Source organism: Enterobacteriaceae endosymbiont of Donacia versicolorea (assembly GCF_012570965.1).
GTDB lineage: Bacteria > Pseudomonadota > Gammaproteobacteria > Enterobacterales > Enterobacteriaceae.
In genome coordinates this window covers 170,352-196,768 of sequence record NZ_CP046214.1, presented here as the reverse complement: position 1 = coordinate 196,768, position 26,417 = coordinate 170,352, and the positions used below count along the sequence as shown (strand labels likewise).

The following is a 26,417-nucleotide window of genomic DNA, read 5'->3' as shown; positions in this document are numbered from 1 at the left end:
TTAAAACATAATAAAATTGAATTATGCATATTATATTACTAAATTAAAGAGGTTTAAAATATGAATGGGGCACAGTGTATAATTCAAGCATTAAAAAAACAAAATGTAAAAATAGTATTTGGATATCCTGGTGGGGCAATAATGCCTCTTTATGATGCATTATATAATAATAAAATAGAACATATATTATGTAGACACGAACAAGCAGCAGCAATGGCAGCAATAGGATATGCTCGTGCTACAGGAAAAATAGGAGTTTGTATAGCTACATCAGGTCCTGGAGCAACTAATTTAATAACAGGAATTACAGATGCAATGGTAGATTCTATTCCTATTGTTGCAATTACAGGACAAGTATCTTTACCCTTAATTGGTACAGATGCTTTTCAAGAAATAGATATTATAGGAATGTCTTTATCATGTACAAAACATAGTTTTTTAATAACCTCACCTACAGAAATATCATCTATAATAGAAAAAGCTTTTTTTATAGCATTATCAGGAAGACCTGGACCTGTATTAATAGATATACCTAAAGATATCCAGTTATTTTATGATGTACCTAAACAAATAAAATTTAAAAATAAAAAATTTTTTTTTATTAAACAACAAAAAATTTCAGTCAAAAAAATTTCAAAAGCTAATTATTTTTTAAAAAACTCTATTATGCCTGTATTATATATAGGAGGAGGTGTAAATATCGGTAATGCTGTTAATACATTAAGAAAATTTGTACAAAAATCTGAAATACCTACAGTAGTTACTTTAAAAGGATTAGGAACTATAAATAATAATAATCCTTATTATTTAGGAATGTTAGGTATGCATGGGAATAAAGCAGCTAATTATACTGTTCAAAAATGTGATTTATTAGTAGCTATTGGGGCGAGGTTTGATGATAGAGTTACAGGAAATATAAAAAAATTTGCTCCTTTAGCAAATATTATACATATGGATATAGATCCAGCAGAAATTAATAAAATTTGTCAAACAGATGTAGAATTATTAGGTGATTTAAATTATTTAATTCCATTATTAGAAATACCAAATAATATTTTAAAATGGCAATTTTATATAAAAAAGATAAAAAAAAAATATTCTTATTTATATAATAAATTTATTAATCACAATAAAATTTATGCTCCTTTTTTATTAAAAAAATTATCAGATTGTAAAAATACAAAAACTATCATTACTACTGATGTAGGACAACATCAAATGTGGGTTGCACAACATATAAATTTTTCAAATCCTAGAAATTTTATCACTTCAAGTGGTTTAGGAACAATGGGTTTTGGATTACCAGCTGCTATCGGAGCTCAAATTGCTAAACCTAATTATACTGTTATATGTATTTCTGGAGATGGTTCTTTTATGATGAATATTCAAGAATTAAGTACAATCAAAAGAAAAAATCTACCTATTAAAATTATATTATTAGATAATAAGAGATTAGGTATGGTTAAACAATGGCAGCAAATTTTTTTTAATAAAAGATATAGTGAAACTATATTATTTGATAATCCTAATTTTATAAAATTAGCTGAATCGTTTGGTATATCAGGACATAGTATTTGTTATAACTATGAAATCAAAAAAAGTTTAAAAAAAATTTTTTCTATAAAAAAACCTTATATATTACATGTTTCAATTAATGAGAAAGATAATGTGTGGCCATTGGTTCCTCCTGGGTATAGTAATGATAATATGATGGAGAAAATTTAAATGAATAAATATAAATTATATATTAAAACTAATATTAGTCCTGAAATAAGTGAAAGAATAATGAGAATTATTCGTCATAGAGGTTTTTTAATTAAAACTGTAAATATTAATGTTTTAAATAAATTACAAAATATTATTTTTAAATTAATAATAAAAAGTTTTAAATCCATAGAAATTTTAGTAAAACAAATTGCTAAACTAATAGATGTACTAGATATAACTATAATATCATAAATAATTATAATAATATTATAATTATTTAAAATAAGGAAATATAATGATGTCAATAAAAAAAACAAATTTTATTTGGTTAAATGGAGATATTATAAAATGGGAAGATGCTAAAATTAGTGTTATGACTCATGCATTACATTATGGTACATCTGTTTTTGAAGGTATTAGATGTTATAAATCATATAAAGGTTCTGTTATTTTTCGTCATGAAAATCATATTAATCGTTTATATAATTCTACTAAAATTTATCGTTTTCCATTAAAATTTACTATAAAAGAAGTAATTAATGCTGTTCATATAATAATTAATATTAATAAATTAAAAGAAGCCTATATTAGAATTTTAATATTTATAGGAGTGGTAGGTTTAGGAATTAACCCTCCTAAAAATTATTATGCAGATATAATCATTAGTGCATTTTTATGGGAAAATTATCTTGGTAATAATGCAAAAAATAACGGAATTAGAACAATGATATCTACCTGGAATAAAATAAAACCTAATACGATACCTAGCTTAGCAAAAGCAGGTGGTAATTACTTATCTTCTTTATTAATAAGTAGTGAAGCTAGAAGAAATGGATATGATGAAGGAATAGCATTAGATAGTTTAGGATTTGTTTCTGAAGGATCTGGAGAAAATATATTTATTATTAAAAATAAAATTTTATTTACTCCTCCATTAACTTCATCTGTTCTACCAGGAATTACAAGAGATTCTGTTCTAAAAATAACTAAAAATATTAATTTAAAAATAAAAGAATCTCTTATATTAAGAGAGTTTTTATACTTAGTTGACGAAATATTTTTAACTGGAACAGCAGCTGAAATTATTCCTGTTTGTAGTATAGATGGTATATTAATAAATAATGGTAAAAGAAGGAAAATTACAAAAAAAATACAAAAAGAATTTTTATATTTATTCACAGGAAAAATACAAGATAAATGGAATTGGTTAGATCATATTAATTTATAGTTATTTATTTTTAAAAAAAAAGAAGTGAAAATATGCCTATTTATCGTTCGTTTACAACAACAAAAGGTCGTAATATGGCTGGAGCTCGTTCTCTTTGGAGAGCAACAGGCATGAATAATAAAGATTTTAATAAACCTATTATTGCTATAGTTAATTCTTTTTCAGAATTTGTTCCTGGACATATACATTTAAAAGAATTAAGTAAAATAATTTCTAAAGAAATAAAAAAAAAAGGAGCAATACCAAAAGAATTTAATACAATAGCAATTGATGATGGTATAGCTATGGGACATAATGGTATGTTATATTCTCTACCTTCTAGAGAACTTATTGCTGATTCAATAGAATATGTTATAAATGCTCATTGTGTAGATTCAATAATTTGTATATCTAATTGTGATAAAATTACCCCAGGAATGTTAATGGCTAGCTTACGTTTAAATATACCTAGTGTATTTATATCAGGTGGACCGATGGAAGCTGGTAAAATTATAAATATTAAAAACAAAAAAAAAATTACTAAAATTAATTTAGTTGATGCAATGATTCAATCAGCTGATCTAAATAAATTAGATAATCATATTAAAAATATAGAACTTAATGCATGTCCAACATGTGGTTCTTGTTCCGGAATGTTTACAGCTAATTCAATGAATTGTATAGTAGAAGTTTTAGGTTTATCATTACCAGGAAATGGTTCTTTATTAGCTACACATAAAAATCGTAAAAAATTATGTATAAAATCAGCACATAAAATAGTAGAAATTACAAAAAAATATTATGAAGATAATAATGTAGATTTTTTACCAAGAAATATTGCAAATCAAAAATCATTTGAGAATGCAATTATGTTAGACATTGCTATGGGTGGTTCTACAAATACAATTTTACATATGTTGGCACTAGCTCAAGAAACTAATATAACTTTTAATCTTAAAACAATAGATAAATTATCAAAAAAAATACCATGGTTATGTAAAATTTCTCCTAGTACAAATAAATTTTATATGGAAGATTTTCATAGAGCTGGTGGAGTTATGGGAATTTTAGGAGAATTAAATAGAATAAACTTAATACATAAAAATGTTAAAAATATTTTAGGATTAAGTATAGAAGATACAATAAAAAAATATGATATTATAATTAATAAAAGTTTAAAAATAAAAAAATTTTTTTGTTCCGCTCCTGGTAATAGTAAAACTATAAAACCTTTTTCACAAAATAAAATATGGGATGATTTAGATAATGATAGAAAAAAAGGATGTATACGTTCATATAAATATGCTTTTAGCAAAGATGGAGGATTAGCTATTTTATATGGTAATCTTGCTAAAGATGGGTGTGTTGTGAAAACTGCTAGTGTATATAAAAAATTAATGATTTTTACAGGAAAAGCAAAAGTATATGAAAGTCAAGAATCAGCAATATATGCAATTTTAAATAAAAAAATTTTTTCAGGTGATATAGTTGTAATAAGATATGAAGGACCAAAAGGAGGACCAGGAATGCAAGAAATGTTATATCCTACTTCTTATTTAAAATCAATGAAATTAGATAAAAATTGTGCTTTAATTACTGACGGAAGATTTTCAGGCGGTACTTCTGGTTTATCTATAGGACATATTTCTCCAGAAGCTGCAGATAAAGGTTTAATTTCATTAATACAAAATGGAGATATTATTAAAATTAATATACCAGATAGATCTATAACATTAGATGTATCAAGTAATGTATTAAAAGATAGAAGAAAGAAAGAAGAAAAAAGAAAAAATTTAGCTTATACTCCTATGTTAAAAAGAAAAAGAAAAATTTCTTTTGCATTAAAAGCATATGCTTATTTAGTAACTAGTGCCGATAAAGGAGCAGCTAGAGATAAAAATAAATTAAGTATTTATGAATAAATAAAAATTTAAATATTTTAAAATTAAATAATTAATTTTTTATATAAAATAAATAAAAATATAATATCTCTAATATAGGTTATATATAAATTTTTTTAAACAAATGTTAAAATAATATTTATTCATATTTAATAAATATTTTTTTAAAAAATATTTATTAAACTAATTAAATATTAATTTATATATTAAATAGGATTATTTAAATGAAAAATTATTTTAACACTTTAAATTTTCGTAGAAAATTAAAAAATTTACAAAAATGTAGATTAATGCAGCCAAATGAATTTATTAATAGTATTAATAATTTAAAAAATAAAAAAATTGTTATTATAGGATGTGGATCTCAAGGATTAAATCAAGGATTAAATATGAGAGATTCTGGATTAAATATATCTTATGCATTAAAAATTGAATCTATAAAAAATAAAAATAAATCTTGGCAAAGAGCTTATGTAAATAATTTTATAATTGGTACATATAAAGAATTAATACCTACAGCAGATTTAATAATTAATTTAACTCCTGATAAAAATCATCATAATGTTTTAAAAGAAATTAAACATTTAATAAAAGAAAAAGCTACAATAGGATATTCTCATGGTTTTAATATTGTAGAAGAAGGTGAAATTATTTCTCAAAATATTTCAGTAATTATGGTAGCGCCAAAATGTCCTGGAACAGAAGTAAGGGAAGAGTTTAAAAGAGGTTTTGGTGTTCCATCTTTAATTGCTATTCATCAAAATGCTAATAATTTTAATTCTAGTTTTAAAATAGCTAAAGCTTGGGCAGTATCTATTGGTAGTCATAAAGCTGGTGTATTAGAATCATCTTTTATTGCTGAAGTAAAATCTGATTTAATAGGTGAACAAACAGTCTTATGTGGAATGTTGCAAACAGCATCTATTTTATTATTTGATAAGTTATTAAAATTTAATATTGATTCATCATATGCTTCACAATTTATTCAATTTGGATGGGAATATATTACAGAAGCTTTAAAACAAGGTGGAATTAGTTTAATGATGGATAGATTAGATAATTTTAGTAAAATACGTTCTTATGAATTATCTATAGTTTTAAAAAAAATATTAAAACCTTTATTTAAATTACATGTTGATAATATAATTTCAGGTAAATTTTCACAAGATCTAATAAAAGATTGGAATAATAATAATAAAAATTTAATTAAATGGAGAGAAATATATCAAAATAATAATTTTGAAAAAGTTAAAATAAAAAAAAGTAATTGTGTAAAAGAAAAAGATTATTTTAATAAAGGTATTTTTATGACTTCTATTATTAAAAGTAGTATTGAATTATCATATGAATTAATGATAGAATCAGGAATATCTCCAGCTTCAGCTTATTATGAATCATTACATGAATTACCTTTGATTGCTAATACTATCGCAAGAAAAAAATTATATGAAATGAATAAAGTTATATCAGATACAGCTGAATATGGTAATTATTTATTTACAAATAAAGCAATTTTTTTATTACAAAAATTTATGGAAAATATTACTAGGGAAGATTTAGGTATTACTAAAAATAATAATAAATCTATAAATAATGTTTATTTACGTGATATAAATTATGATATTAGGAATCATCCTATTGAAAAAATAGGTTATGTTTTAAGAAGTTATATGACTCATATGAAAACTTTAATTAAATAAAAATATACTCTCTTTTTAAAAGAGAGTAATTTAAAAAAATATTATTTATTTTAATAAAATTTATTATAATAAAAAATTATATAATTTTATATTATTTTTTACTTAAGTAAAGAATATTTTTGTGTTTTTATAAATTTTTTTTAAATAATTGGTTAACTAATACTAATTATATTTGTATTTTTATATATTTCATTTATAAATAATTTTATTAAATCATAAAAATTATAATGTAAATTTTATAATTTATAATAAATAAAATTTTTATGTAAAAATAATATAATAAATTTTTATTTAAAATTTATATTTATTATAAATAGTTATAAATTATGGAGAATAATTTGAATAATCAAGCAATATTAGTTATGGAAGATGGAACTAAACTTTTTGGTAAATCTATAGGTATTAATGGCATAGTTATAGGAGAAATAATATTTAATACTTCAATGACTGGATATCAAGAAATAATAACTGATCCTTCATATTATGAACAAATTGTTATTTTAACATATCCACATATTGGGAATACAGGTATTAATTTAGAAGATAATGAATCATCAAAAATTTATTTAAAAGGACTTATTATCAATCATCTATCAAAAATAGCAAGTAATTATCGTAGTACAGGAGAATTAAAACCATTTTTAAAAAAAAATAATGTTGTTGCTATTGAAGGGATAGATACACGTTATTTAACAAGATTAATACGTAATAAAAAAATTAAAAAAATAGCACTTATATCTACTAAAAAAAAAATTAACTTTAAAGATATTATAAAAAAAATTAATAAATTTAATGGATTAAAAGGTTTAGATTTAATAAAAAAAATTACAACTAAAGCAAATTATTCTTGGATACAAGGAAGTAGAAATTATAAATTAGCAAAATTAAATAAAAATTCTATTCATATTTTAGCATTTGATTTTGGTATTAAAAAAAATATTTTAAGAATATTTATAGATAAAAAATGTAAAGTTACTGTTGTTTCTGCTTTTACTAGTTATAAAAAAATAATTTCTTTAGACCCAGATGGTATTTTTTTATCTAATGGTCCAGGAGATCCTACACCTTGTTTTTATATTATCGATAATATAAAAAAAATATTAAAAACAAATATTCCAATTTTTGGCATTTGTTTTGGACATCAAATATTAGCTCTTGCTAATGGAGCTAAAATAAAAAAAATGAATGTAGGACATCACGGAAGTAATCATCCTGTAAAAGATTTAAAAAATAATAAAGTATTTATTACTACTCAAAATCATCAATTTACTATTGATAAAAAAAGTATTTCTAAAAATTTAAAAATTACACATATATCATTATTTGATAATACTATACAAGGAATTCATTGTCTTAAAAAATCTGCTTTTAGTTTTCAAGGACATCCTGAAGCAAGTCCGGGTCCACATGACGCATCTATTTTATTTGATTATTTTATAAAATTAATTAAAAAATATCGTATGATAAAACATAAGAGATTATAAAAATGCCAAAACGTACTGATATACAAAATATTATGATTTTAGGATCAGGTCCTATTATTATAGGACAAGCTTGTGAATTTGATTATTCTGGTACTCAAGCATGTAAAGCTCTTAAAGAAGAAGGATATAATGTAATTTTGGTAAATTCTAATCCTGCTACTATTATGACAGATCCTGATGTTGCTAATACTACTTATATAGAACCTATGGATTGGAAAATAATTGCTAAAATTATAGAAAAAGAAAAACCTGATGCTATTTTACCTACTATGGGAGGACAAACTGCTTTAAATTGTGTTTTAAGTTTAAATAAAAATAATATTTTAGAAAAAAATAATGTTGAAATAATTGGAATTACAATAGATAGTATAAATAAAGCAGAGAATCGTTCTATTTTTTTAAATATTATAAAAAATTTAGGTTTAAATATTCCTTTATCTTATACTATTCATAATATGAATGAAGCAATAAATTGTATTAAAAAAATTAGTTTTCCATGTATTATTCGTCCATCATTTACTATGGGAGGAAGTGGTGGCGGAATTGCATATAATTTTAAAGAATTTAAAAAAATTTGTAAAAATGGATTAAATTTATCTTTTAATCATGAATTAATTATTGATGAATCTTTAATTGGATGGAAAGAATATGAAATGGAACTTATAAGAGATAAAAATAGTAATTGTATTATTATTTGCTCTATTGAAAATGTAGATCCCATGGGAATTCATACTGGAGATTCAATTACTGTTGCACCTGCACAAACTTTATCTGATAAAGAATATCAAATAATGAGAAATGCATCTATATCTATATTAGAAAATATAGGTATTCAATCTGGTGGTGCAAATGTTCAATTTGCTGTAAATCCAACTACAGGAAAATTAATAGTTATTGAAATGAATCCTCGTGTTTCACGTTCTTCTGCATTAGCTTCTAAAGCAACAGGATTTCCTATTGCTAAAATATCTGCAAAATTATCTATTGGATATACACTAGATGAATTAGTCAATGATATAACAAGTAATAATATTACTGCAGCTTTTGAACCATCTATTGATTATATAGTCACTAAAATACCTAGATTTAATTTTGAAAAATTTCATTGTATAGACAATAAATTAACAACACAAATGAAATCAATAGGAGAAATTATGTCTATAGGTAGATCTTTTCAAGAATCAATACAAAAAGCATTATGTAGTTTAGAAACAGGTATTAATGGTTTTACACCTAAAATACATTTAGTGAAAAGTAAAAAGAATATACAATTAATTATACAAGAATTAACTAATCCAGGACCAGATAGAATAAGATTTATTGCAGATGCTTTTAGAATAAAAATATCTATTGAAAAAATATATCATTATTCACATATAGATATGTGGTTTTTATATCAAATAAAAAATTTAGTTGATATTGAAAATAAAATAAAATCTTTAGGTATAAATTGTTTATATAATAAAAAATATTTATATCAGTTAAAAAAAAAAGGATTTTCTGATGGAAGATTATCTGATCTTGTTAATGTATCTGAAAAAACAATAAGAATTTTAAGATATAAATATAATATTCATCCAGTATATAAAAGAGTAGACACATGTTCTGCTGAATTTAAAACTAATACTGCATATATATATTCAACATATGAAACAGAATGTGAAGCTAATCCTAGTAATAATAAAAATAAAATTATTATTTTAGGAAGTGGACCTAATAGAATAGGTCAAGGAATTGAATTTGATTATTGCTGTGTTCATGCATCAATGATATTAAGAAAAAATGATTTTGAAACTATTATTATTAATTGTAATCCAGAAACTGTGTCTACTGATTATGATATTTCTAATCGTTTATATTTTGAACCTATTACATTAGAAAATGTTTTAGAAATTGTAAGAATAGAAAAACCTAAAGGAGTTATAGTACAATATGGAGGCCAAACTCCATTAAATTTAGCTCAATCATTAGAAAATGAAGGAGTACCTATCATAGGTACAAGTCCATCTAATATTGATATTGCTGAAAATAGAGAAAAATTTCAAAATATTATTAATTCTTTAAAATTAAAACAATCTATAAATTATGCAGTTAAAAATTTAAATAATGCTTTAGAAAAAGTAAAAATTATTGGTTATCCTATTATAGTTAGGCCTTCTTATGTTTTGGGAGGAAAATTCATGGAAATAATATATAATAAAGAAGAATTAAAAAATTATTTTTTAAGAAAAAATAAAAAAAATAATATAATTTTATTAGAAAAGTTTTTAGATAATGCAATAGAAGTAGATGTAGATGCTATTTGTGATAAAAAACATGTTTTTATAGGAGGTATTATGGAGCATATTGAACAAGCAGGAATACATTCTGGAGATTCTGCTTGCTCTTTACCAACACGAACTTTAAGTAAAGAAATTTTAAATGAAATTCGTGATCAAACTAAAAAAATAGCTATAAAAATTAATGTATGTGGTTTACTAAATATTCAGTTTGCTGTAAAAAAAAAAAAAATTTATTTAATAGAAGTTAATCCTAGAGCATCTAGAACTATTCCTTTTATTTCTAAAGCAATAAATATTCCATTAGCAAAAATAGGAGCATTAATAATGGTTGGTAAATCTTTATTCAATTTAAATCTTATAAAAGAAATTATTCCACCATATTTTTCTGTAAAAGAAGTTGTATTACCTTTTAATAAATTTAATAATATGGATCCTATTTTAGGACCTGAAATGAGATCTACAGGAGAAGTTATGGGTATTGGTAATTCTTTTTCTGAAGCATTTTATAAGGCAATTTTAGGAACTAAAATCTCTATTAATAAAAATGGTATTGTATTAATATCAATTAAAAATAAAGATAAAAAATTTATTATTCCATTAGTTAAAAAATTAATACAATATGGTTTTAAAATTGAAGCTACATGTGGAACAGCAAAATTTTTAAAAAAATTTCAATTATTAGTTAAAACTGTTAGAAAACCAAAAGAAAAAACTCCAAATATAGTTAATTTTATAAAAAATAAAAGGTACACTTATATTATTAATACTGCAGAAACAAAACAATCTATTAAAAATTCTAAATTAATCCGTATTTTAGCTTTACAAAATAATATTTATTATAATACTACTATTAATGGAGCTATTGCTACAATAAACTCAATAAACATAGTAAAAAATAATTTAAAAGATAAAATATTTTCTTTACAAGAAAGACATAAACAATTATTTTCATAATAATTATTATATATAATAATTAATATATATAAAATAAAATTTTTTATAAAAAAATGTTAAATTTAAATAAATTTTTTAATTTAAATAAAAAAAACAATTCTTGTAAATCATTTAAATTAATTAATTTAAATGATCTACAGTTAATAACCATTATAGGTTCTAATAGTAAAATTTTTTTACAAAATCAATTAACTATTGATATAAATAAATTAGATAATAATGAAAAATTTTTTAATGCTCTTCATTGTAATTCTAAAGGAAAAGTATTAATAAATATGTATATATTTAAAAATTTTGATAATATTTATCAATGTATTATAAAAAAAAATATAATTAAAAAATATTTAGAAGATATTAAAAAATATTTATTAATATATAATATTAAGATTATTTTAAATTTTAAAAAAAAATTTTTTGGATTATCAGGAAAAAACTTAGAAAATATTATGTCGAACATATTTAAAAATAATGATTTTTTTTTAAAAAAAAAAACATTATTTTTTATAAAAGAATATGTTATTTTAAAATTTTGTAATAAATATAATCAATATTTTATAATTTTATCAAAAAAAAATTCTAATTTTTTAATAAAAAAATTTTTTATTAAAAATAAAATTAATTTATCTAATTTTAATTATTGGATTAAATTTAATATGGAAATAGGATATCCTATTATTGATAATATTAATAATTGTAATTTATTTTTACCACAACAAATTAATATGGAAAAATTTAATGCTATTAGTTTTAGTAAAGGTTGTTATTTAGGACAAGAAATAATTAATAGTTTTAAATTTCGAAATAAAAAAAATAAAATCTTATTTTTATTAGAAGGAGAAACAAAATTTATACCTTTATATAAAGATTTATTGGAATTAAAAAATAATATTACAAATGAATGGGAAATTATAAAAGGTAGTAGAATTTTAAAATCATTAAAAATAAAAGAAAATTTAATTTGGATACAAGTTATTTTAAAAAATAATATCTTAGAAAATTCTTTAATTAGATTAAATAAAGATAAAAAAAGTATTTTTTTTATTAAAAAAAAATTTAAATAATTATAAAAAATTATTTTTTAAAAATGTTATATTAATAACATATTTTTTTAATTATAATTATATTTTAATTCTGAAAATTATATAAATCTTATTTAAGATTTATAAAAAATGTAAAATTTAAATATTATTATTTATTAATAATAAAAGGTTTAAATAAAAATGAAAAAAATAACTATTTTTTTTGTAATCATGATTATAACTAATATTTGTAATATTACAAATGCTGAGTCTAATAATAATTATTGGTATTTTGGTCCTAAAATAGGATGGTCACAATATAATAATATTAAATTATTGGGTAAAGATATAGATAATCAAACTTATACTCATTTTAATAATATTAGTCCTGGATTTTTTTTTGGATATCAGGAAAATAATTTTTTAAGTTTTGAAATGGGATTTGATTGGTTAGGGATAATTAGAAAAAATATTCAGAATCAAAATATTAATAATTTTTTTGAATCTAAAGGATTACAGTTAAGTACTAAAATTAAAATTCCTATTTTTAAAAAATTATACTTATATAGTCGTTTTGGTGGTTTCTTTGCTAAAACAATTAATAAACAAAATAATAGTAATAATACAAAAATTAATCAATCATATTATAGTGTTTCTCCATTATTTGCTTTAGGTGGAGAATATAAAATAAATAAAAATTGGTCATCTAGATTAGAATATCAATGGATAAAAGATATTGGAAATAAAAATATTAATGATTTAGGTCAAAAAACAAATAATTCTATTCTTAGTATAAGTATACTTTATAAATTTGTTAATACACATCAATATAATTTACCATCAATAAAAAATTTTATAGATAATATAAGAAATAAAAAAAATCATAATTATGATAATAAAAATTTAGTATCTAAAGTATTTTTTAATTTTGATGATTTTAATCTTCGTAAAGAAACAAAAAAAACATTAGATAAAATTATTAATAATAATAAAAAAAATCATAAAAAATTTTCAAATACTGAATTATTAATTTTAGGACATTCTGATTATTTAGGTAAAAAAAATTATAATGTATCTTTATCTAAAAAAAGAGCTAAAAAAGTAATTGAATATTTAATTTTTAAAACAAAGAAAAATGCTTTTTATAAAAAAATTACTGTAAAAGGTTTAGGTAGTTTACCAATTAATAAAAAATGTATTAATATAAAAAATTATAAACTTTTAAAAAAATGTTTAGTTTTAGATCGTTATGTAGAAATAAAATTTGTTAAATATCATAAAATTTACAAATTTTATTTTAATAAAAATTTTATATCTGACAATAATTTAAAAATTATTTATATATTTATTAATTGTAAAAAATAAATTTTGTTATAAAAAAATTTTTTATATTTTTTTAACAAAAATATAAAATATATTAATTAAAGTAAATTAAATTTTTTAAAATTATTTTAAAGATTATTTAAACAGATAATCGATATAATACAAACATGAAAAATTTTTCATGTTTGTATCTTGTTATAAATTAATAAATTATAAAAACATAATTTTTAATTTTTTACAAAAAAATGCCCGAAGGTGGAATTGAACCACCGACACGGGGATTTTCAGTCCACTGCTCTACCAACTGAGCTATCCGGGCAAAAATACAAACCATATAAAATTAGTTTATATTATGCCAATATTTATATTAAAACGTCAATATTTTTTATATTAAAACATAATAATAATTAAATTATATATATTTATTTATAAAAAAATTATTTTTTTATAAATAATTTATATTTTTAATAGTTATTTTACTAAATAACTATTTTAAATATTTAATATAAATAATATTTAATTTTTTATTAAAAAATAAAAATTTTTTAAAAAGACCTTGAAACATATAAAATATGTCCTTATCTTTCAGATCACATTAATTGAAATAAACTATGATTAATTTAAAAAATATTGAATAAACTTCTTAAAAGGAGAATCATTAAATGAATATTCGTCCATTACATGATCGTGTTATTGTAAGAAGAAAAGAAGTTGAATCTAAATCTGCTGGTGGAATTGTTTTAACAGGTTCTGCTGCAGGAAAATCTACTCGAGGAGAAGTATTAGCAGTAGGAAAAGGACGTATTTTAGATAATGGAACAGTAAAACCATTAGATGTAAGAAAAGGTGATATTATTATATTTAATGATGGTTATAGTGTAAAAACAGAAAAAATTGATAATGAAGAAATTTTAATAATGTCTGAAAGTGATATTTTAGCCATTGTTAAATAATAAAATTTATCATGAAATAAACAAATATAAAAAATATATTTAATTTTAATATAAAATTAATTTAAGGGATATTGAAAATGGCAGCTAAAGACGTAAAATTTGGTAATGACGCACGTGTAAAAATGTTACGAGGTGTAAACGTACTAGCAGATGCAGTCAAAATTACCCTTGGACCTAAAGGTAGAAATGTAGTTTTAGATAAATCATTTGGTGCTCCAGCTATAACTAAAGATGGAGTAACAGTTGCTAGAGAAATAGAATTAGAAGATAAATTTGAAAATATGGGAGCACAAATGGTTAAGGAAGTTGCTTCTAAAGCTAATGATGTAGCAGGTGATGGGACAACTACAGCAAGTGTATTAGCGCAATCTATTGTTAGTGAAGGTTTAAAAGCAGTTGCTGCTGGTATGAATCCTATGGATTTAAAAAGAGGAATAGATAAAGCTGTTATAGCTGCTGTTGAAGAATTAAAAATTATTTCAGTACCTTGTTCTAATTCCAAATCTATAGCTCAAGTAGGAACTATTTCTGCAAATGCAGATGAAACTGTAGGTAATTTAATTGCTCAAGCTATGAAAAGAGTTGGAAAAGAAGGAGTTATTACAGTAGAAGAAGGAACTGGGTTACAAGATGAATTAGATGTTGTAGAAGGTATGCAATTTGATAGAGGGTATCTATCGCCTTATTTTATTAATAAATCAGATTCAGGTACTGTAGAACTTGATAATCCATATATACTTTTAGTAGACAAAAAACTTTCAAATATTAGAGAAATTTTACCTATTCTAGAAATAGTTGCAAAATCTAGTAAATCTTTATTAATTATAGCTGAAGATGTTGATGGTGAAGCATTAGCAACTTTAGTTGTTAATACTATGCGTGGAGTAGTAAAAGTTGCTGCAGTTAAAGCACCTGGGTTTGGAGATCGTCGTAAAGCTATGTTACAAGATATTGCTATACTTACAGGTGGTAATGTTATTTCAGAAGAAATTGGTTTAGAATTAGAAAAAGTAACATTAGATGATCTTGGACAAGCAAAACGTATTGTTATTAATAAAGATACAACAACAATTATAGATGGTATGGGAAAACAAGAAAATATATCAGGAAGAGTAAACCAGATAAGACAACAAATAGATGAAGCAACTTCTGATTATGATCGTGAAAAACTTCAAGAAAGAGTAGCTAAATTAGCAGGAGGAGTTGCAGTATTAAAAGTTGGTGCAGCTACTGAAGTAGAAATGAAAGAAAAAAAAGCTAGAGTAGAAGATGCATTACATGCTACAAGAGCTGCTGTAGAAGAAGGTGTAGTAGCTGGAGGAGGAGTTGCTTTAGTACGTGTAGCAGCAAAACTAATGAATTTAACTGGTCAAAATGAAGATCAAAATATGGGAATAAAAGTAGCATTAAGAGCTATGGAAGCTCCTTTACGTCAAATAGTTTCTAATGCAGGAGAAGAACCATCAGTAGTAGCAAATAATGTTAAAGATGGTCATGGTAATTATGGATATAATGCTGCAAATGAAGAATATGGAGATATGATTAAATTTGGAATTTTAGATCCAACTAAAGTTACTAGATCAGCGTTACAGTATTCTGCATCTGTAGCAGGACTTATGATTACTACAGAATGTATGGTTACAGATTTACCAAAAGATGAAAAATCAGAAATATCTAATACACCTCCAGGTGGTATGGGTGGTGGTATGGGTGGTATGATGTAATTTATTTAATAAATAATAATTTTTATTTATTAAATTTTTAATATTAAATATTATAAATTTATAAATCTGCTAATATATAGCTGTGCATTTATTAAGGGCACAGCTTTTATATTTTTTAGATAATAAAATTTTTACTTTTTTTACCATAAATATCTTTTATTAATCTAGGAACTAAAAAACCAGATAGAAATGGTAACATTTTTATCATAATTTTTTTAGCTTTACTTTCTGAAACATTAAAATGTTGACTACCTTCTACTTTATCTAATAAATGTAAATAATATGGTAATATTCCAATATTAAATAAATTATTACTTAATTTAATTAAAGTTTTATAATCATCATTAATATTTTTTAATAAAACACTCTGATTTAAAATCGTAATACCTATTTTTTTAAGAAGATTAATTTTATTAAATAAATTTTCACTAATTTCATTTGGATGATTAATATGTGTAACAATTATTATATTTAATTTATATTTATTAAAAATTTTTATTAAATTAGTAGTAATTCTTTCAGGAATAACAGAAATTATTCTAGTATGTATTCTTAATGTTTTAATATGAGATATTTGTTGAATATCTTTTATTAATAAATTAATTTTATAATCATTTATAATTAATGGATCTCCTCCTGAAAAAATTACTTCATTTATTTCTTTATGTTTTTTTATGTAATTAATTATTTTAATCCAATCACATTTTTTTATAGCATAAATTTCTTTACTTTTTTTACGAAAACAATATCTACAATGTACTGCACAAATTCCTGTGACTAATATTAATACTCTATTATAATATTTATGTATCATTCCCGGAATAATTAAATTTTCATTTAATGGATTACTATTATATTTTTTATTAAAAATTAACTCATTTTTATTAAAGATAAATTGTAATAAAATAGGATCTTTATAATTTTTTTTTTCTATTTTTTTTATAAAAATTTTAGGTATTTTTATTTTAAAAAATACATTTTTTTTTTTACATAAAAATTGTTTACTATTTTTTTTTTTTATTTTTGTTATTTTTATAAGATCAATATTATTATTAATATTATTTTTTAATTGTTTTAACCATAATTTATTCATAAAATTATTTTATATTTTTAAAATAATATTATTATAAATCAAAAAAATTTTTTCAGAAAAGGTAGAATATTAATGATTAATTATTATAGTAATAATTTTAGAATTGGTATGAAATTTATACTTTTTAATCAACCTTATATTATAGAAGCAAGTGAATTTGTAAAACCCGGTAAAGGACAATCTTTTGTTAGAGTAAAAATGAGAAATTTAATAAATGAAAAATTAATTGATAAAACATTTAAATCTACCGATAATTTAAATACTGCAGATATTTTAGAAAAAAAATTAATTTATTTATATAATGAAAAAGAAAATTTTTTTTATTTTATGTTTAAAAATAATTTTGAACAAATTATGATTGATAAAAGAATTATTAAAAATAAAAAAAAATGGTTAATATCTCAATATAGTTATAATATAACATTTTGGAACCAATTACCTATATTTTTAACATTACCAAATTTTATTAATTTTAAAATAATTGATACAAATTTAATCTCAAAAAAAGGAGATACAATTAATAATAATAATAAATTAGCTATAATAAGTAATGGTGAAATAATAAGAGTACCAAATTTTATCAAAATTGGAGATATTATAAAAATTGATATAAGAAAAAAAAAATATATTTCTCGTATTAAATAATAAATAATATTAAAAGTAATAATTATATGAAAAATTTTAATGGATTACCTAATACAAATATATATACTTTAATAAAACGTTCTTTAATAATAAAAAAAATAAGAAATTTTTTTGATAAAAAAGGATTTATTGAAGTAGATACTCCTATGTTAACTCAATTTGAAAATACTAATATTTATTTAAAACAATTTAAAACAAATTTTATTCATTATAAACAACAAAAAGAATTATTTTTAATTACAAGTCCTGAATATCATATGAAAAGAATACTTTCATTAAAAATGAATAAATCAATATATCAAATATGTCATAGTTTTCGTAATGAAGAATTAGGTAAATATCATAATCCTGAATTTACTATGCTAGAATGGTATCATATTAATTATAACTTAAAACAGTTAATAGATGAAGTTAATAATTTCTTTATTAAATTTGGTTTTAATAAATTAAAAAAATCTTCTTACAAAGAAATTTTTTTAAAATATTTTAAAATAAATCCCTTTTTAATTAATAAGAAAAAATTATTTATTCTTGCTAAAGAATTAGGTTTTATTAATTTAAAAAAAAGTAACGTTATTGATGATTATTTACAAATATTATTTGATTTATATATTGTACCTAAACTAGGATTTAAATCACCTATATTAATATATAATTTTCCAGCATCACAAAAAACTACTGAAACCATTAATAAAAATAATTGTGTTCTAGCTAATAGATTTGAAATTTTTTTTAAAGGTGTTGAATTAGGTAATGGATTTCATGAACTTAGAAATAGTTATGAACAAAAAAAAAGATTTAATGAAGATAATAAAAAACGTAAAATAATAGGATTACCTTATAAAAAAATAGATTATTATTTATTAAGAGCTATAAAACATGGTATGCCTAATTGTTCAGGAATGGCTATTGGATTAGATAGATTTATTATGTGTTTATTAAAAAAAACATCTATTCATAAAGTTATAAATTTTCCTATAAATATATCTTAATAAAATTTTTTATTATATATATTACTATATAATAAAAGCTAATAATTCTCCAACTTTTATTTTTGATCCTTTTTTTAAATTTGAATTAAATCTAATTATTTTAGGTGGAAATAAAGTAATTACAGTTGAACCTAAATTAAAATAACCTATTTCTTCTCCTTTTTTTAAATAAATAAAATCTTTTTTATAAATATTATTAATATATGGCCAATTCCAAATTTTAATTTTATTTTTTCTTGGTGGTATTATTGATCCATACCATGAAGTATTTATACTTCCTACAATATGTGCTCCAACTAAAATTTTTATCATTAATCCAAATGATGTTTTAAATATAAAAACTACTCTTTCATTTAATAAAAATAAATTACATAAATTTTCAGAAACTATATTATTAACAGAAAAAAGTTTTCCAGGAATATATATCATTTTTAATAAAATTCCATCATAAGACATATGTACTCGATGATAATTATTTGGAGCTAAATAAACATTTAAAAAATATCCATTTGAAAAAATTTTATTTATATTTTTATCTCTTCCTATAAGATTAAATAATGAGTATTTACAACCTTTAAATTGAAAAATTTGATTATCTTTTATAATACCTATTTGATTAATAATACCATCTGTATTTTGAACTACATGACATTTATTTTTATCAATAGGTCTATTATTCATATTTAGTTTTCTTATAAAAAATTTATTAAAAGTTTTATAGTGAAAAATATTAGGATATTTTGTTTCCTTCATATCTATTTTATATATTTTAATAAATAAAAATATTAAATAAGTAGTAATTATACTAAGTTTTTTTTTTGATATATAACCACAAACATTTGTAATTAATAATTTAGGTAATAAATATTGAATGTATAAATATATTTTTTTTCTTATTTTATTAATAATCATTTTAATATAATTTTATTATAGATAAAGTATTATTTTTTAAATTCTTAAAATTTATAATTTTACATAATATTTAATATAAGGATATTTTTTATGCAAGTAAATAATAATTTAATATGGTTAGATTTAGAAATGACAGGTCTTGATCCAAATAAAGATCATATAATTGAAATTGCTACTATTATTACTAATTTAAAATTAGAAATTATAGCTATAGGACCTATAATACCAATATATCAAAATAATATTGTTTTAAATTTAATGGATAAATGGAATAAAAATATACATCAAAAAAATGGACTTATTAATAAAATTAAAAATAGTAAATTTAATGAAAAAAAAGCAGAATTATGTACTTTGAATTTTTTAAAATTATGGATTAAACCACAAAGTTCTCCTTTATGTGGTAATAGTATATATAAAGATAGAATTTTTTTATATAATTATATGCCTAAATTAGAAAAATATTTTCATTATCGTAATATTGATATAAGTTCATTAAAAGAACTTGTTAAAAGATGGAATCCAGAAATTTATATTAAACTTAAAAAAAAAAAATATCAACACAATGCATTTTCTGATATATATCAATCAATAGAAGAATTAAAATTTTATAAAAATTATTTTTTCTAAATAAATAATATTTAAAATATTTATTGACAATTAAAACTGTAATTTAATAATATTAAAAAATATTATATTTAATTATTTTGCGGGAATAGCTCAGATTGGTAGAGTACAACCTTGCCATGGTTGGGGTCGCGAGTTCGAATCTCGTTTCCCGCTTATGTAATTATAAATTACACATTATCAAATTTATATATTATATTTATAAATTAATTTTTCATTAATTATTAATGTCTATTAAAATTAAAATATTACCAAAAAATGTTATTAAAAGAATAGCTGCTGGAGAAGTAATTGATAGACCAGCTACTGTAATTAAAGAATTAATTGAAAATAGTATTGATGCTCAAGCATCACAAATAAATATTTTTGTAGAAAAAGGAGGTATAAAATTTATTTATATAAATGATAATGGTATAGGCATGAATAAAAATGATCTAACTTTATGTATAAAAAAATATGCTACAAATAAAATTTATAGTCTTAATGATTTAGATTCATTTAAAAGTTTTGGTTTTAGAGGAGAAGCTTTAACTAGTATAAAAGATATATCTAGAATGACTATAACATCTAAAACTTTAAAACAAAAAATAGCATGGCAATTATATACGGAAGGATTTAGTAAAAAAATTATTTATTTAAAACCAATTTCTCATCCTGTAGGTACTACTATTATTTTATCTGATCTTTTTTATAATTTTCCTGCAAGAAGAAAATATATTTCTAATGAAAGAATAGAATTTATATATATTAAAAATATAATTAAAAAAATTGTTTTAATTAAATTAAAATTAGGAATAAAATTTAAATATAATAATAAAATTATTTATGATTTTAAACAAATAACAAATAATATTTCTTATATAAATAGAGTAAATAGTATTTATGGTAATAATTTTGTCAAAAATTCATTAGAAATTAATACAAACTATAAAAAAATAAAATTATATGGATTATTAAATATATTTCATCAAAAAAAAATTTCTAGTAATTTTAAATATTTTTATGTTAATAATCGTATTATACATAATAAATTTATACATCTTATTATAAAAAAAATAATACTAAATAAATTTAATAAAGATTATAAATTTTCTTATTTAATTTATTTAGAAATAGAACCTAAGCTAATTGATATAAATATTCATCCCAAAAAAACTGATATATGTTTTTATAATATACAATCATTATATACTTTTATATATAAAAGTATTTTACAAAAATTATGTAATGGTTTAATAAAAAAAATATATAAAAATAATATAATTTATTCTATAAATAATAATTTAAATAATAATGATAATGAATTAAAAGTAGATAATTTGGAAAATTTTTTTATTAAAAAAAATTTTCCAAAAAAAACTAAATTATTATTTTCTAATATAGAAAAAAAAAAATTAGTATATTTAGATAATATTCCAATATTTAATTTTAAAAATTTTGGTAAATTTTTAATAATTTTAAAAAATACTCATATTATTTTTGAAAAAAATAATGTTTTATATTCTATTAAAATAAAGAAATTAATATTTTTATTATTAAATATAAAATTTAAATTATATTTAAAAAATAAAAATATTATAAAATATATGAAAATTAATGTTAAAATAAAATTAAATAAAAAAGAATATTTTGTTTTTTATCAAATAAATAAATTTATAAGAAAATTAGGATTTATTTTTTCATTAAATAATAAATATATTTTATATATAACATATTTACCTATATTTTCATCATTTTTTATTTTTAATGCAAATAAATTTTTTTCTGATTTATTAAAATCTTTTTTTAATATAAAAAATATTTCTTTAAAACAAATTATAAAATGGATAATTAATTATATAATAAACTTCCCTAAAATATGGAATTATTATAATATAATAGACTTATTAATGGAATTAGAATTATTAAAATTAGAAAGAAATAATTTTTCAATCAAAGAATTATTTTGTTTAATAAATATATAAATTATATTAATGTATAATAAAAATAAAAAATTACCAATTGCTATTTTTTTAATGGGAACAACAGCATCTAAAAAAACTTATTTAGCTACCCGTTTAGCTAAAGTTTTACCTATTGAATTAATTAGTGTAGATTCTTCTTTAATTTATAAAAAAATGAATATAGGAACAGATAAACCTAAAAAAACTGATCTATTTTATGAAAAACATTGGTTAATTGATATTAAAGAACCTAATCAATCTTATTCTGTTATGGAATTTTATAATGATGTTTTAAGTATTATGGATAAAATTACTAAAAAAGGTAAAATACCATTTTTAGTTGGAGGTAGTATGTTTTATTATTACAAACTAATAAATACTATGTCCCCTTTACCATCTTCAAATAATCATATACGCAATATGATTAAAAAACAAATAAATAAAAAAATATATAATTCATATCATGATATGTTAAAAAAAATTGATATTTTTTCTGCAAAAAAAATTCATTATAATGATAATCAAAGAAATTTAAGAGCTTTAGAAATATTTTTTTTAACAGGAAAAACTTTAAGTGAATTAATAAAAATTCCTGGGGAAAAAATTCCTTATAAAATATATCAATTCGGTTTAACTTATTATGACCGTGAAATTTTATATAATAAAATAGAAAATAGAATTTTTCAAATGTTAAAATTAGGATTTGAAGAAGAAGTACGTTATCTTATTGATAATAAATATTTACAGATTAATTTTCCTTCTATTCGTTGTATTGGATATAAACAAATGTTTTTATATATTTTAAATAAAATTAATTATAAGGAAATGATACAACAAACAGTAATTACAACACGTCATCTAGCAAAAAAACAATTAACTTGGTTACGTCACTGGAAAAATATATATTTATTTGATAGTAATTATATAAATAAAGCTTATGATTATATTCAAAAATTTGTTAATAAAAAATTAAATTAAAAAATATGTCATATTTTATGATATATTTATTAATTATAAACTATTATTATTAAATAATATGGAAGATATTATATTTGGTATATATTCTATTATTAATATCTTAAAAAAAGATCCTAAATCATTAAAAAAAATATTTATTTTAAATAGTAAAAAAAAAACTAATAAAATTAAAGAATTATTTTTTTACATTAATAAATATAATATTAAAGTATATAAAGTAAATAAAAAATGGTTAGATAAAAAAACTAGTAATGGTGTACATCAAGGAATTATGGGTTTAATAAATAAAATAAAATTTTTTAATGAAATGAATATTATTAAAATAATTAATATATCAAGAAAAATATTAATTCTTATTTTAGATAGAATTACAGATCCTCATAATTTTGGTGCATGTATTCGAAGTGCAGTTGCTGCTAAAGTTAATATGATTATTTTACCTAAACATTATTCAGTCAAAGTAAATGCTACTGTTAAAAAAGTATCTTGTGGAACATCAGAACATATACCTATTATTTTTGTAAAAAATATTATTAATACTATTAAATTTTTAAAAAAACATAAAATACATATTGTTGGTGCAGATAATAATCAAAAAAATAAAATAATTTATAATTTTAAATTATCTTATCCCATATGTTTAATAATAGGATCAGAAAATAAAGGAATCAGACCAATTGTAAAAAAAAATTGTGATATATTATGTTCAATACCCATGAATAATAATATAAATTCATTAAATGTTTCTGTAGCTACTGGAATTTTTTTATTTGAAATTATTAGACAAAATAATTTTTTATAATTTTATATTAAATATTTTTAATATATAAATTTAAAATATTTTAATATTATTATTAATACATCCAAATTAGGAATTAATTATGAATAATCCCTTATTATCTAATTTTTTATTACCTCCTTTTGATAAAATAACTAATGATTGTATGATTCCTGCAATAAAAATTACAATTAGTTTTTGTAAAAAAAAAATTAAGAATATTTTAAATAAAAATAAAAATAATTATAATTGGGAAAATTTTTGTCAACCATTATTAGAATTACATGAAAAATTATATCGTATTTTTTCACCAATAAATCATTTAAATTATGTTTGTAATAATAAAAAAACAAGAAAAATTTATGAAATTATTATAAAAATGATAACTAATTATCATATATGGATTCAACAAAATGAACAATTATATAATGCTTATTTACAAATAAAAAGTAATCAAAATAATTTAAATTTTAATAAACTAAAAATAAAATCTATTGACGACATAATACGTGATTATAAATTATCAGGAATTTTATTAAATCAAGAAAAAAAAAATGATTATTATTTAATAATAACAAATTTAGTAAAATTACAAAATAATTTCAATAATAATATATTTGATAGTACATTAGAATGGGAACAAAATATAACAGATAAAAAAAAATTAGCTGGAATACCCAATCATATAATAAATATAATGTCAAAAAATGCTATTACAAAAAATAAAATAGGGTATTTAATTACTTTAGATATGCCTATTTATTTATCAATAATTACATATTCAAAAAATAAAAATTTAAGAAAAAAAATATATTATAAATATAATACAAGAACTTCTTCTATTAATTCTAATAAATTAGATAATGAACCTATTATAATGAAAGAATTATCTTTAAGATTACAATTATCAAATTTATTAGGATATAATTCTTACTCTGAACAATCTTTAATAACTAAATCAGCAAAAAAAGTTAATGATGTTCTATTATTTTTATATAAATTAATTAAATTATCTAAAAGACAAGCAAAAAAAGAAGCATATAATTTAAAACAATTTATTAAAAAAAAATATAATATAATTAATATTAATCCATGGGATGTAGCTTTTTTTTCAGAAAAATATAAATTTTATTTATACGGTATTAATGATAATGATATACGTAATTATTTTCCAATTTCTTCTGTTATAAACGGTATGTTTAAAATTGTAAACAAAATATATGGTTTAATTTTTAAACAAAGAAAAATTCCAGTTTGGAATAAAGATGTGATTTTTTTTGATGTTTTTAATTCTGATAATAAATTATACGGTAGTATATATTTTGATTTATATGTTCGTTCTGAAAAAAGAAGTGGTGCTTGGATGGATATATGTCAAACTAAAATTTTAAAAAATAATGGAACTTTACAATGTCCAGTAGCTTATGTGAATTGTAATTTTACTTCTACAACAAATAAAATTTATTTATTAAATCATAATGAAATTATTACCTTATTTCATGAATTTGGACATGCTTTACATCATATTATCTCAAAAATAAAAATATCAAATATATCAGGGATTAATGGAATTCCTTTGGATATTGTAGAATATCCTAGTCAATTTATGGAATATTGGTGTTGGGAATCAAAATCATTAAAAATTATTTCTAATTATAATAAAAATGATAATAATTTACCTATAAATATGATGAATAAATTAATTTTATCTAAAAAATATAATGCTGCTCTATCTCTTATGCGTCAAATTGAATTAAGTTTATTTGATATAAGAATTCATAATGAATTTAATCCGAATAAAAGTAGTGATCAAATATTAGATTTAATAGAAAAAATTAGAAAAAATTTAATAACAATTACAACTATTCCTAAATGGAATAAATATACAAATTTATTTAATCATATTTTTGGTGGAGAATATGCAGCTGGATACTATAGTTATTTATGGTCAGAACAATTAGCTGCTGATTCTTTTTCTTATTTTAAGAAAAATGGATTATTTAATTCTATGATAGGAAAAAAATTTTTTGATAATCTTTTATCTTTAGGTAGTTCTCAAGACCCTATTATTTTATTTGAAAAATTTAGAGGTAGAAAATTAGATAGTAATGCTTTACTTTCTCAAAGAGGTATTAAAATATAAATAAATAATATACATTATATATATTTATATAAAATTATTTTATACATAGGAT

At 20.0% G+C, this 26,417-nt stretch carries 20 protein-coding genes and 2 tRNA genes; 19 read left to right on the top strand and 3 right to left on the bottom strand.

What is annotated here, in order from left to right:
• Positions 1-60 precede the first annotated feature (60 nt).
• The 9 genes from ilvG (at position 61) to GJT89_RS00890 (ending at position 13,619) form a co-directional block, all read left to right on the top strand.
• Positions 61-1,725 (top strand): acetolactate synthase 2 catalytic subunit, encoded by a 1,665-nt coding sequence (gene ilvG / locus GJT89_RS00930; RefSeq protein ID WP_168894682.1) that lies wholly within the window; start codon positions 61-63, stop codon positions 1,723-1,725.
• Positions 1,726-1,959 (top strand): acetolactate synthase 2 small subunit, encoded by a 234-nt coding sequence (gene ilvM, locus GJT89_RS00925; RefSeq protein WP_168894681.1) that lies wholly within the window; start codon positions 1,726-1,728, stop codon positions 1,957-1,959. It begins immediately after the preceding gene.
• Positions 1,960-2,005: 46 nt separating this feature from the next.
• A complete protein-coding gene (locus GJT89_RS00920) occupies positions 2,006-2,935 on the top strand; it encodes a branched-chain amino acid transaminase (RefSeq protein WP_168894680.1) in 930 nt (309 codons plus the stop codon).
• A 32-nt stretch (positions 2,936-2,967) separates the two neighbouring features.
• Positions 2,968-4,836, top strand: a complete 1,869-nt coding sequence (gene ilvD, locus GJT89_RS00915; RefSeq protein ID WP_168894679.1) for a dihydroxy-acid dehydratase — start codon at positions 2,968-2,970, stop codon at positions 4,834-4,836.
• Positions 4,837-5,039: 203 nt separating this feature from the next.
• Positions 5,040-6,515 (top strand): ketol-acid reductoisomerase, encoded by a 1,476-nt coding sequence (gene ilvC, locus GJT89_RS00910; protein WP_168894678.1) that lies wholly within the window; start codon positions 5,040-5,042, stop codon positions 6,513-6,515.
• A gap of 326 nt (positions 6,516-6,841) precedes the next feature.
• Entirely contained in the window at positions 6,842-7,999 is a 1,158-nt protein-coding gene (gene carA, locus GJT89_RS00905) for a glutamine-hydrolyzing carbamoyl-phosphate synthase small subunit (protein ID WP_168894677.1), read from the top strand.
• 2 nt (positions 8,000-8,001) lie between these two features.
• A complete protein-coding gene (gene carB / locus GJT89_RS00900) occupies positions 8,002-11,235 on the top strand; it encodes a carbamoyl-phosphate synthase large subunit (RefSeq protein WP_168894676.1) in 3,234 nt (1,077 codons plus the stop codon).
• A gap of 53 nt (positions 11,236-11,288) precedes the next feature.
• Complete coding sequence (ygfZ, locus tag GJT89_RS00895; protein ID WP_168894675.1) at positions 11,289-12,296, top strand: CAF17-like 4Fe-4S cluster assembly/insertion protein YgfZ; 1,008 nt, start codon at positions 11,289-11,291, stop codon at positions 12,294-12,296.
• 159 nt (positions 12,297-12,455) lie between these two features.
• A complete protein-coding gene (locus GJT89_RS00890; RefSeq protein ID WP_168894674.1) occupies positions 12,456-13,619 on the top strand; it encodes an OmpA family protein in 1,164 nt (387 codons plus the stop codon).
• Between the two features lie 204 nt (positions 13,620-13,823).
• Here GJT89_RS00890 and GJT89_RS00885 read toward each other — a convergent pair.
• Positions 13,824-13,896: transfer RNA gene (locus GJT89_RS00885), tRNA-Phe, on the bottom strand.
• A gap of 343 nt (positions 13,897-14,239) precedes the next feature.
• Between GJT89_RS00885 and GJT89_RS00880 the strand changes: the two genes are divergently transcribed.
• Positions 14,240-14,530 carry a co-chaperone GroES gene (locus GJT89_RS00880; protein WP_168894673.1) on the top strand — a complete coding sequence of 97 codons (291 nt, stop codon included), beginning with the start codon at positions 14,240-14,242 and terminating at the stop codon, positions 14,528-14,530.
• Between the two features lie 77 nt (positions 14,531-14,607).
• Positions 14,608-16,254, top strand: a complete 1,647-nt coding sequence (gene groL / locus GJT89_RS00875; RefSeq protein ID WP_168894911.1) for a chaperonin GroEL — start codon at positions 14,608-14,610, stop codon at positions 16,252-16,254.
• Between the two features lie 115 nt (positions 16,255-16,369).
• Here groL and GJT89_RS00870 read toward each other — a convergent pair whose 3' ends face one another.
• Entirely contained in the window at positions 16,370-17,347 is a 978-nt protein-coding gene (locus GJT89_RS00870; RefSeq protein ID WP_168894672.1) for a KamA family radical SAM protein, read from the bottom strand.
• A gap of 72 nt (positions 17,348-17,419) precedes the next feature.
• Between GJT89_RS00870 and GJT89_RS00865 the strand changes: the two genes are divergently transcribed.
• A complete protein-coding gene (locus tag GJT89_RS00865; RefSeq protein ID WP_168894671.1) occupies positions 17,420-17,992 on the top strand; it encodes an elongation factor P in 573 nt (190 codons plus the stop codon).
• A 26-nt stretch (positions 17,993-18,018) separates the two neighbouring features.
• Positions 18,019-18,984, top strand: coding sequence for an elongation factor P--(R)-beta-lysine ligase (gene epmA, locus GJT89_RS00860; RefSeq protein WP_168894670.1), 966 nt, complete (start codon positions 18,019-18,021; stop codon positions 18,982-18,984).
• Positions 18,985-19,008: 24 nt separating this feature from the next.
• Here the strand turns inward: epmA and asd are convergent, their stop codons facing one another.
• Positions 19,009-19,896: an archaetidylserine decarboxylase gene (asd, locus tag GJT89_RS00855; RefSeq protein WP_168894669.1), complete on the bottom strand. Its 888-nt coding sequence runs from the start codon at positions 19,894-19,896 to the stop codon at positions 19,009-19,011.
• Between the two features lie 90 nt (positions 19,897-19,986).
• On the opposite strand from asd, the gene orn reads away from it, so the two are divergent.
• From orn to GJT89_RS00825, 6 genes are all read left to right on the top strand, one after another.
• Complete coding sequence (gene orn / locus GJT89_RS00850; protein WP_168894668.1) at positions 19,987-20,526, top strand: oligoribonuclease; 540 nt, start codon at positions 19,987-19,989, stop codon at positions 20,524-20,526.
• Between the two features lie 79 nt (positions 20,527-20,605).
• Positions 20,606-20,679: transfer RNA gene (locus GJT89_RS00845), tRNA-Gly, on the top strand.
• A 71-nt stretch (positions 20,680-20,750) separates the two neighbouring features.
• Entirely contained in the window at positions 20,751-22,487 is a 1,737-nt protein-coding gene (gene mutL, locus GJT89_RS00840) for a DNA mismatch repair endonuclease MutL (protein ID WP_168894667.1), read from the top strand.
• 9 nt (positions 22,488-22,496) lie between these two features.
• The gene (gene miaA / locus GJT89_RS00835; RefSeq protein WP_168894666.1) at positions 22,497-23,444 is read left to right on the top strand and encodes a tRNA (adenosine(37)-N6)-dimethylallyltransferase MiaA; all 948 of its coding nucleotides are present in this window, start codon (positions 22,497-22,499) and stop codon (positions 23,442-23,444) included.
• 58 nt (positions 23,445-23,502) lie between these two features.
• Positions 23,503-24,246, top strand: a complete 744-nt coding sequence (rlmB, locus tag GJT89_RS00830; protein WP_168894665.1) for a 23S rRNA (guanosine(2251)-2'-O)-methyltransferase RlmB — start codon at positions 23,503-23,505, stop codon at positions 24,244-24,246.
• A gap of 79 nt (positions 24,247-24,325) precedes the next feature.
• Positions 24,326-26,365, top strand: coding sequence for a M3 family metallopeptidase (locus tag GJT89_RS00825; RefSeq protein WP_168894664.1), 2,040 nt, complete (start codon positions 24,326-24,328; stop codon positions 26,363-26,365).
• The last annotated feature ends 52 nt before the right edge of the window (positions 26,366-26,417 follow it).

Coding starts and splice junctions, on each gene's coding strand:
- groL (WP_168894911.1), top strand. CDS start 14,608: ATGGCAGCTAAAGACGTAAAATTTGGTAATGACGCACGTGTAAAAATG.
- ilvM (WP_168894681.1), top strand. CDS start 1,726: ATGAATAAATATAAATTATATATTAAAACTAATATTAGTCCTGAAATA.
- GJT89_RS00865 (WP_168894671.1), top strand. CDS start 17,420: ATGATTAATTATTATAGTAATAATTTTAGAATTGGTATGAAATTTATA.
- ilvD (WP_168894679.1), top strand. CDS start 2,968: ATGCCTATTTATCGTTCGTTTACAACAACAAAAGGTCGTAATATGGCT.
- GJT89_RS00880 (WP_168894673.1), top strand. CDS start 14,240: ATGAATATTCGTCCATTACATGATCGTGTTATTGTAAGAAGAAAAGAA.
- miaA (WP_168894666.1), top strand. CDS start 22,497: ATGTATAATAAAAATAAAAAATTACCAATTGCTATTTTTTTAATGGGA.
- mutL (WP_168894667.1), top strand. CDS start 20,751: ATGTCTATTAAAATTAAAATATTACCAAAAAATGTTATTAAAAGAATA.
- ilvG (WP_168894682.1), top strand. CDS start 61: ATGAATGGGGCACAGTGTATAATTCAAGCATTAAAAAAACAAAATGTA.
- ilvC (WP_168894678.1), top strand. CDS start 5,040: ATGAAAAATTATTTTAACACTTTAAATTTTCGTAGAAAATTAAAAAAT.
- epmA (WP_168894670.1), top strand. CDS start 18,019: ATGAAAAATTTTAATGGATTACCTAATACAAATATATATACTTTAATA.
- rlmB (WP_168894665.1), top strand. CDS start 23,503: ATGGAAGATATTATATTTGGTATATATTCTATTATTAATATCTTAAAA.
- orn (WP_168894668.1), top strand. CDS start 19,987: ATGCAAGTAAATAATAATTTAATATGGTTAGATTTAGAAATGACAGGT.
- carB (WP_168894676.1), top strand. CDS start 8,002: ATGCCAAAACGTACTGATATACAAAATATTATGATTTTAGGATCAGGT.
- asd (WP_168894669.1), bottom strand. CDS start 19,896: ATGATTATTAATAAAATAAGAAAAAAAATATATTTATACATTCAATAT.
- GJT89_RS00890 (WP_168894674.1), top strand. CDS start 12,456: ATGAAAAAAATAACTATTTTTTTTGTAATCATGATTATAACTAATATT.
- ygfZ (WP_168894675.1), top strand. CDS start 11,289: ATGTTAAATTTAAATAAATTTTTTAATTTAAATAAAAAAAACAATTCT.
- GJT89_RS00870 (WP_168894672.1), bottom strand. CDS start 17,347: ATGAATAAATTATGGTTAAAACAATTAAAAAATAATATTAATAATAAT.
- GJT89_RS00920 (WP_168894680.1), top strand. CDS start 2,006: ATGTCAATAAAAAAAACAAATTTTATTTGGTTAAATGGAGATATTATA.
- carA (WP_168894677.1), top strand. CDS start 6,842: ATGGAGAATAATTTGAATAATCAAGCAATATTAGTTATGGAAGATGGA.
- GJT89_RS00825 (WP_168894664.1), top strand. CDS start 24,326: ATGAATAATCCCTTATTATCTAATTTTTTATTACCTCCTTTTGATAAA.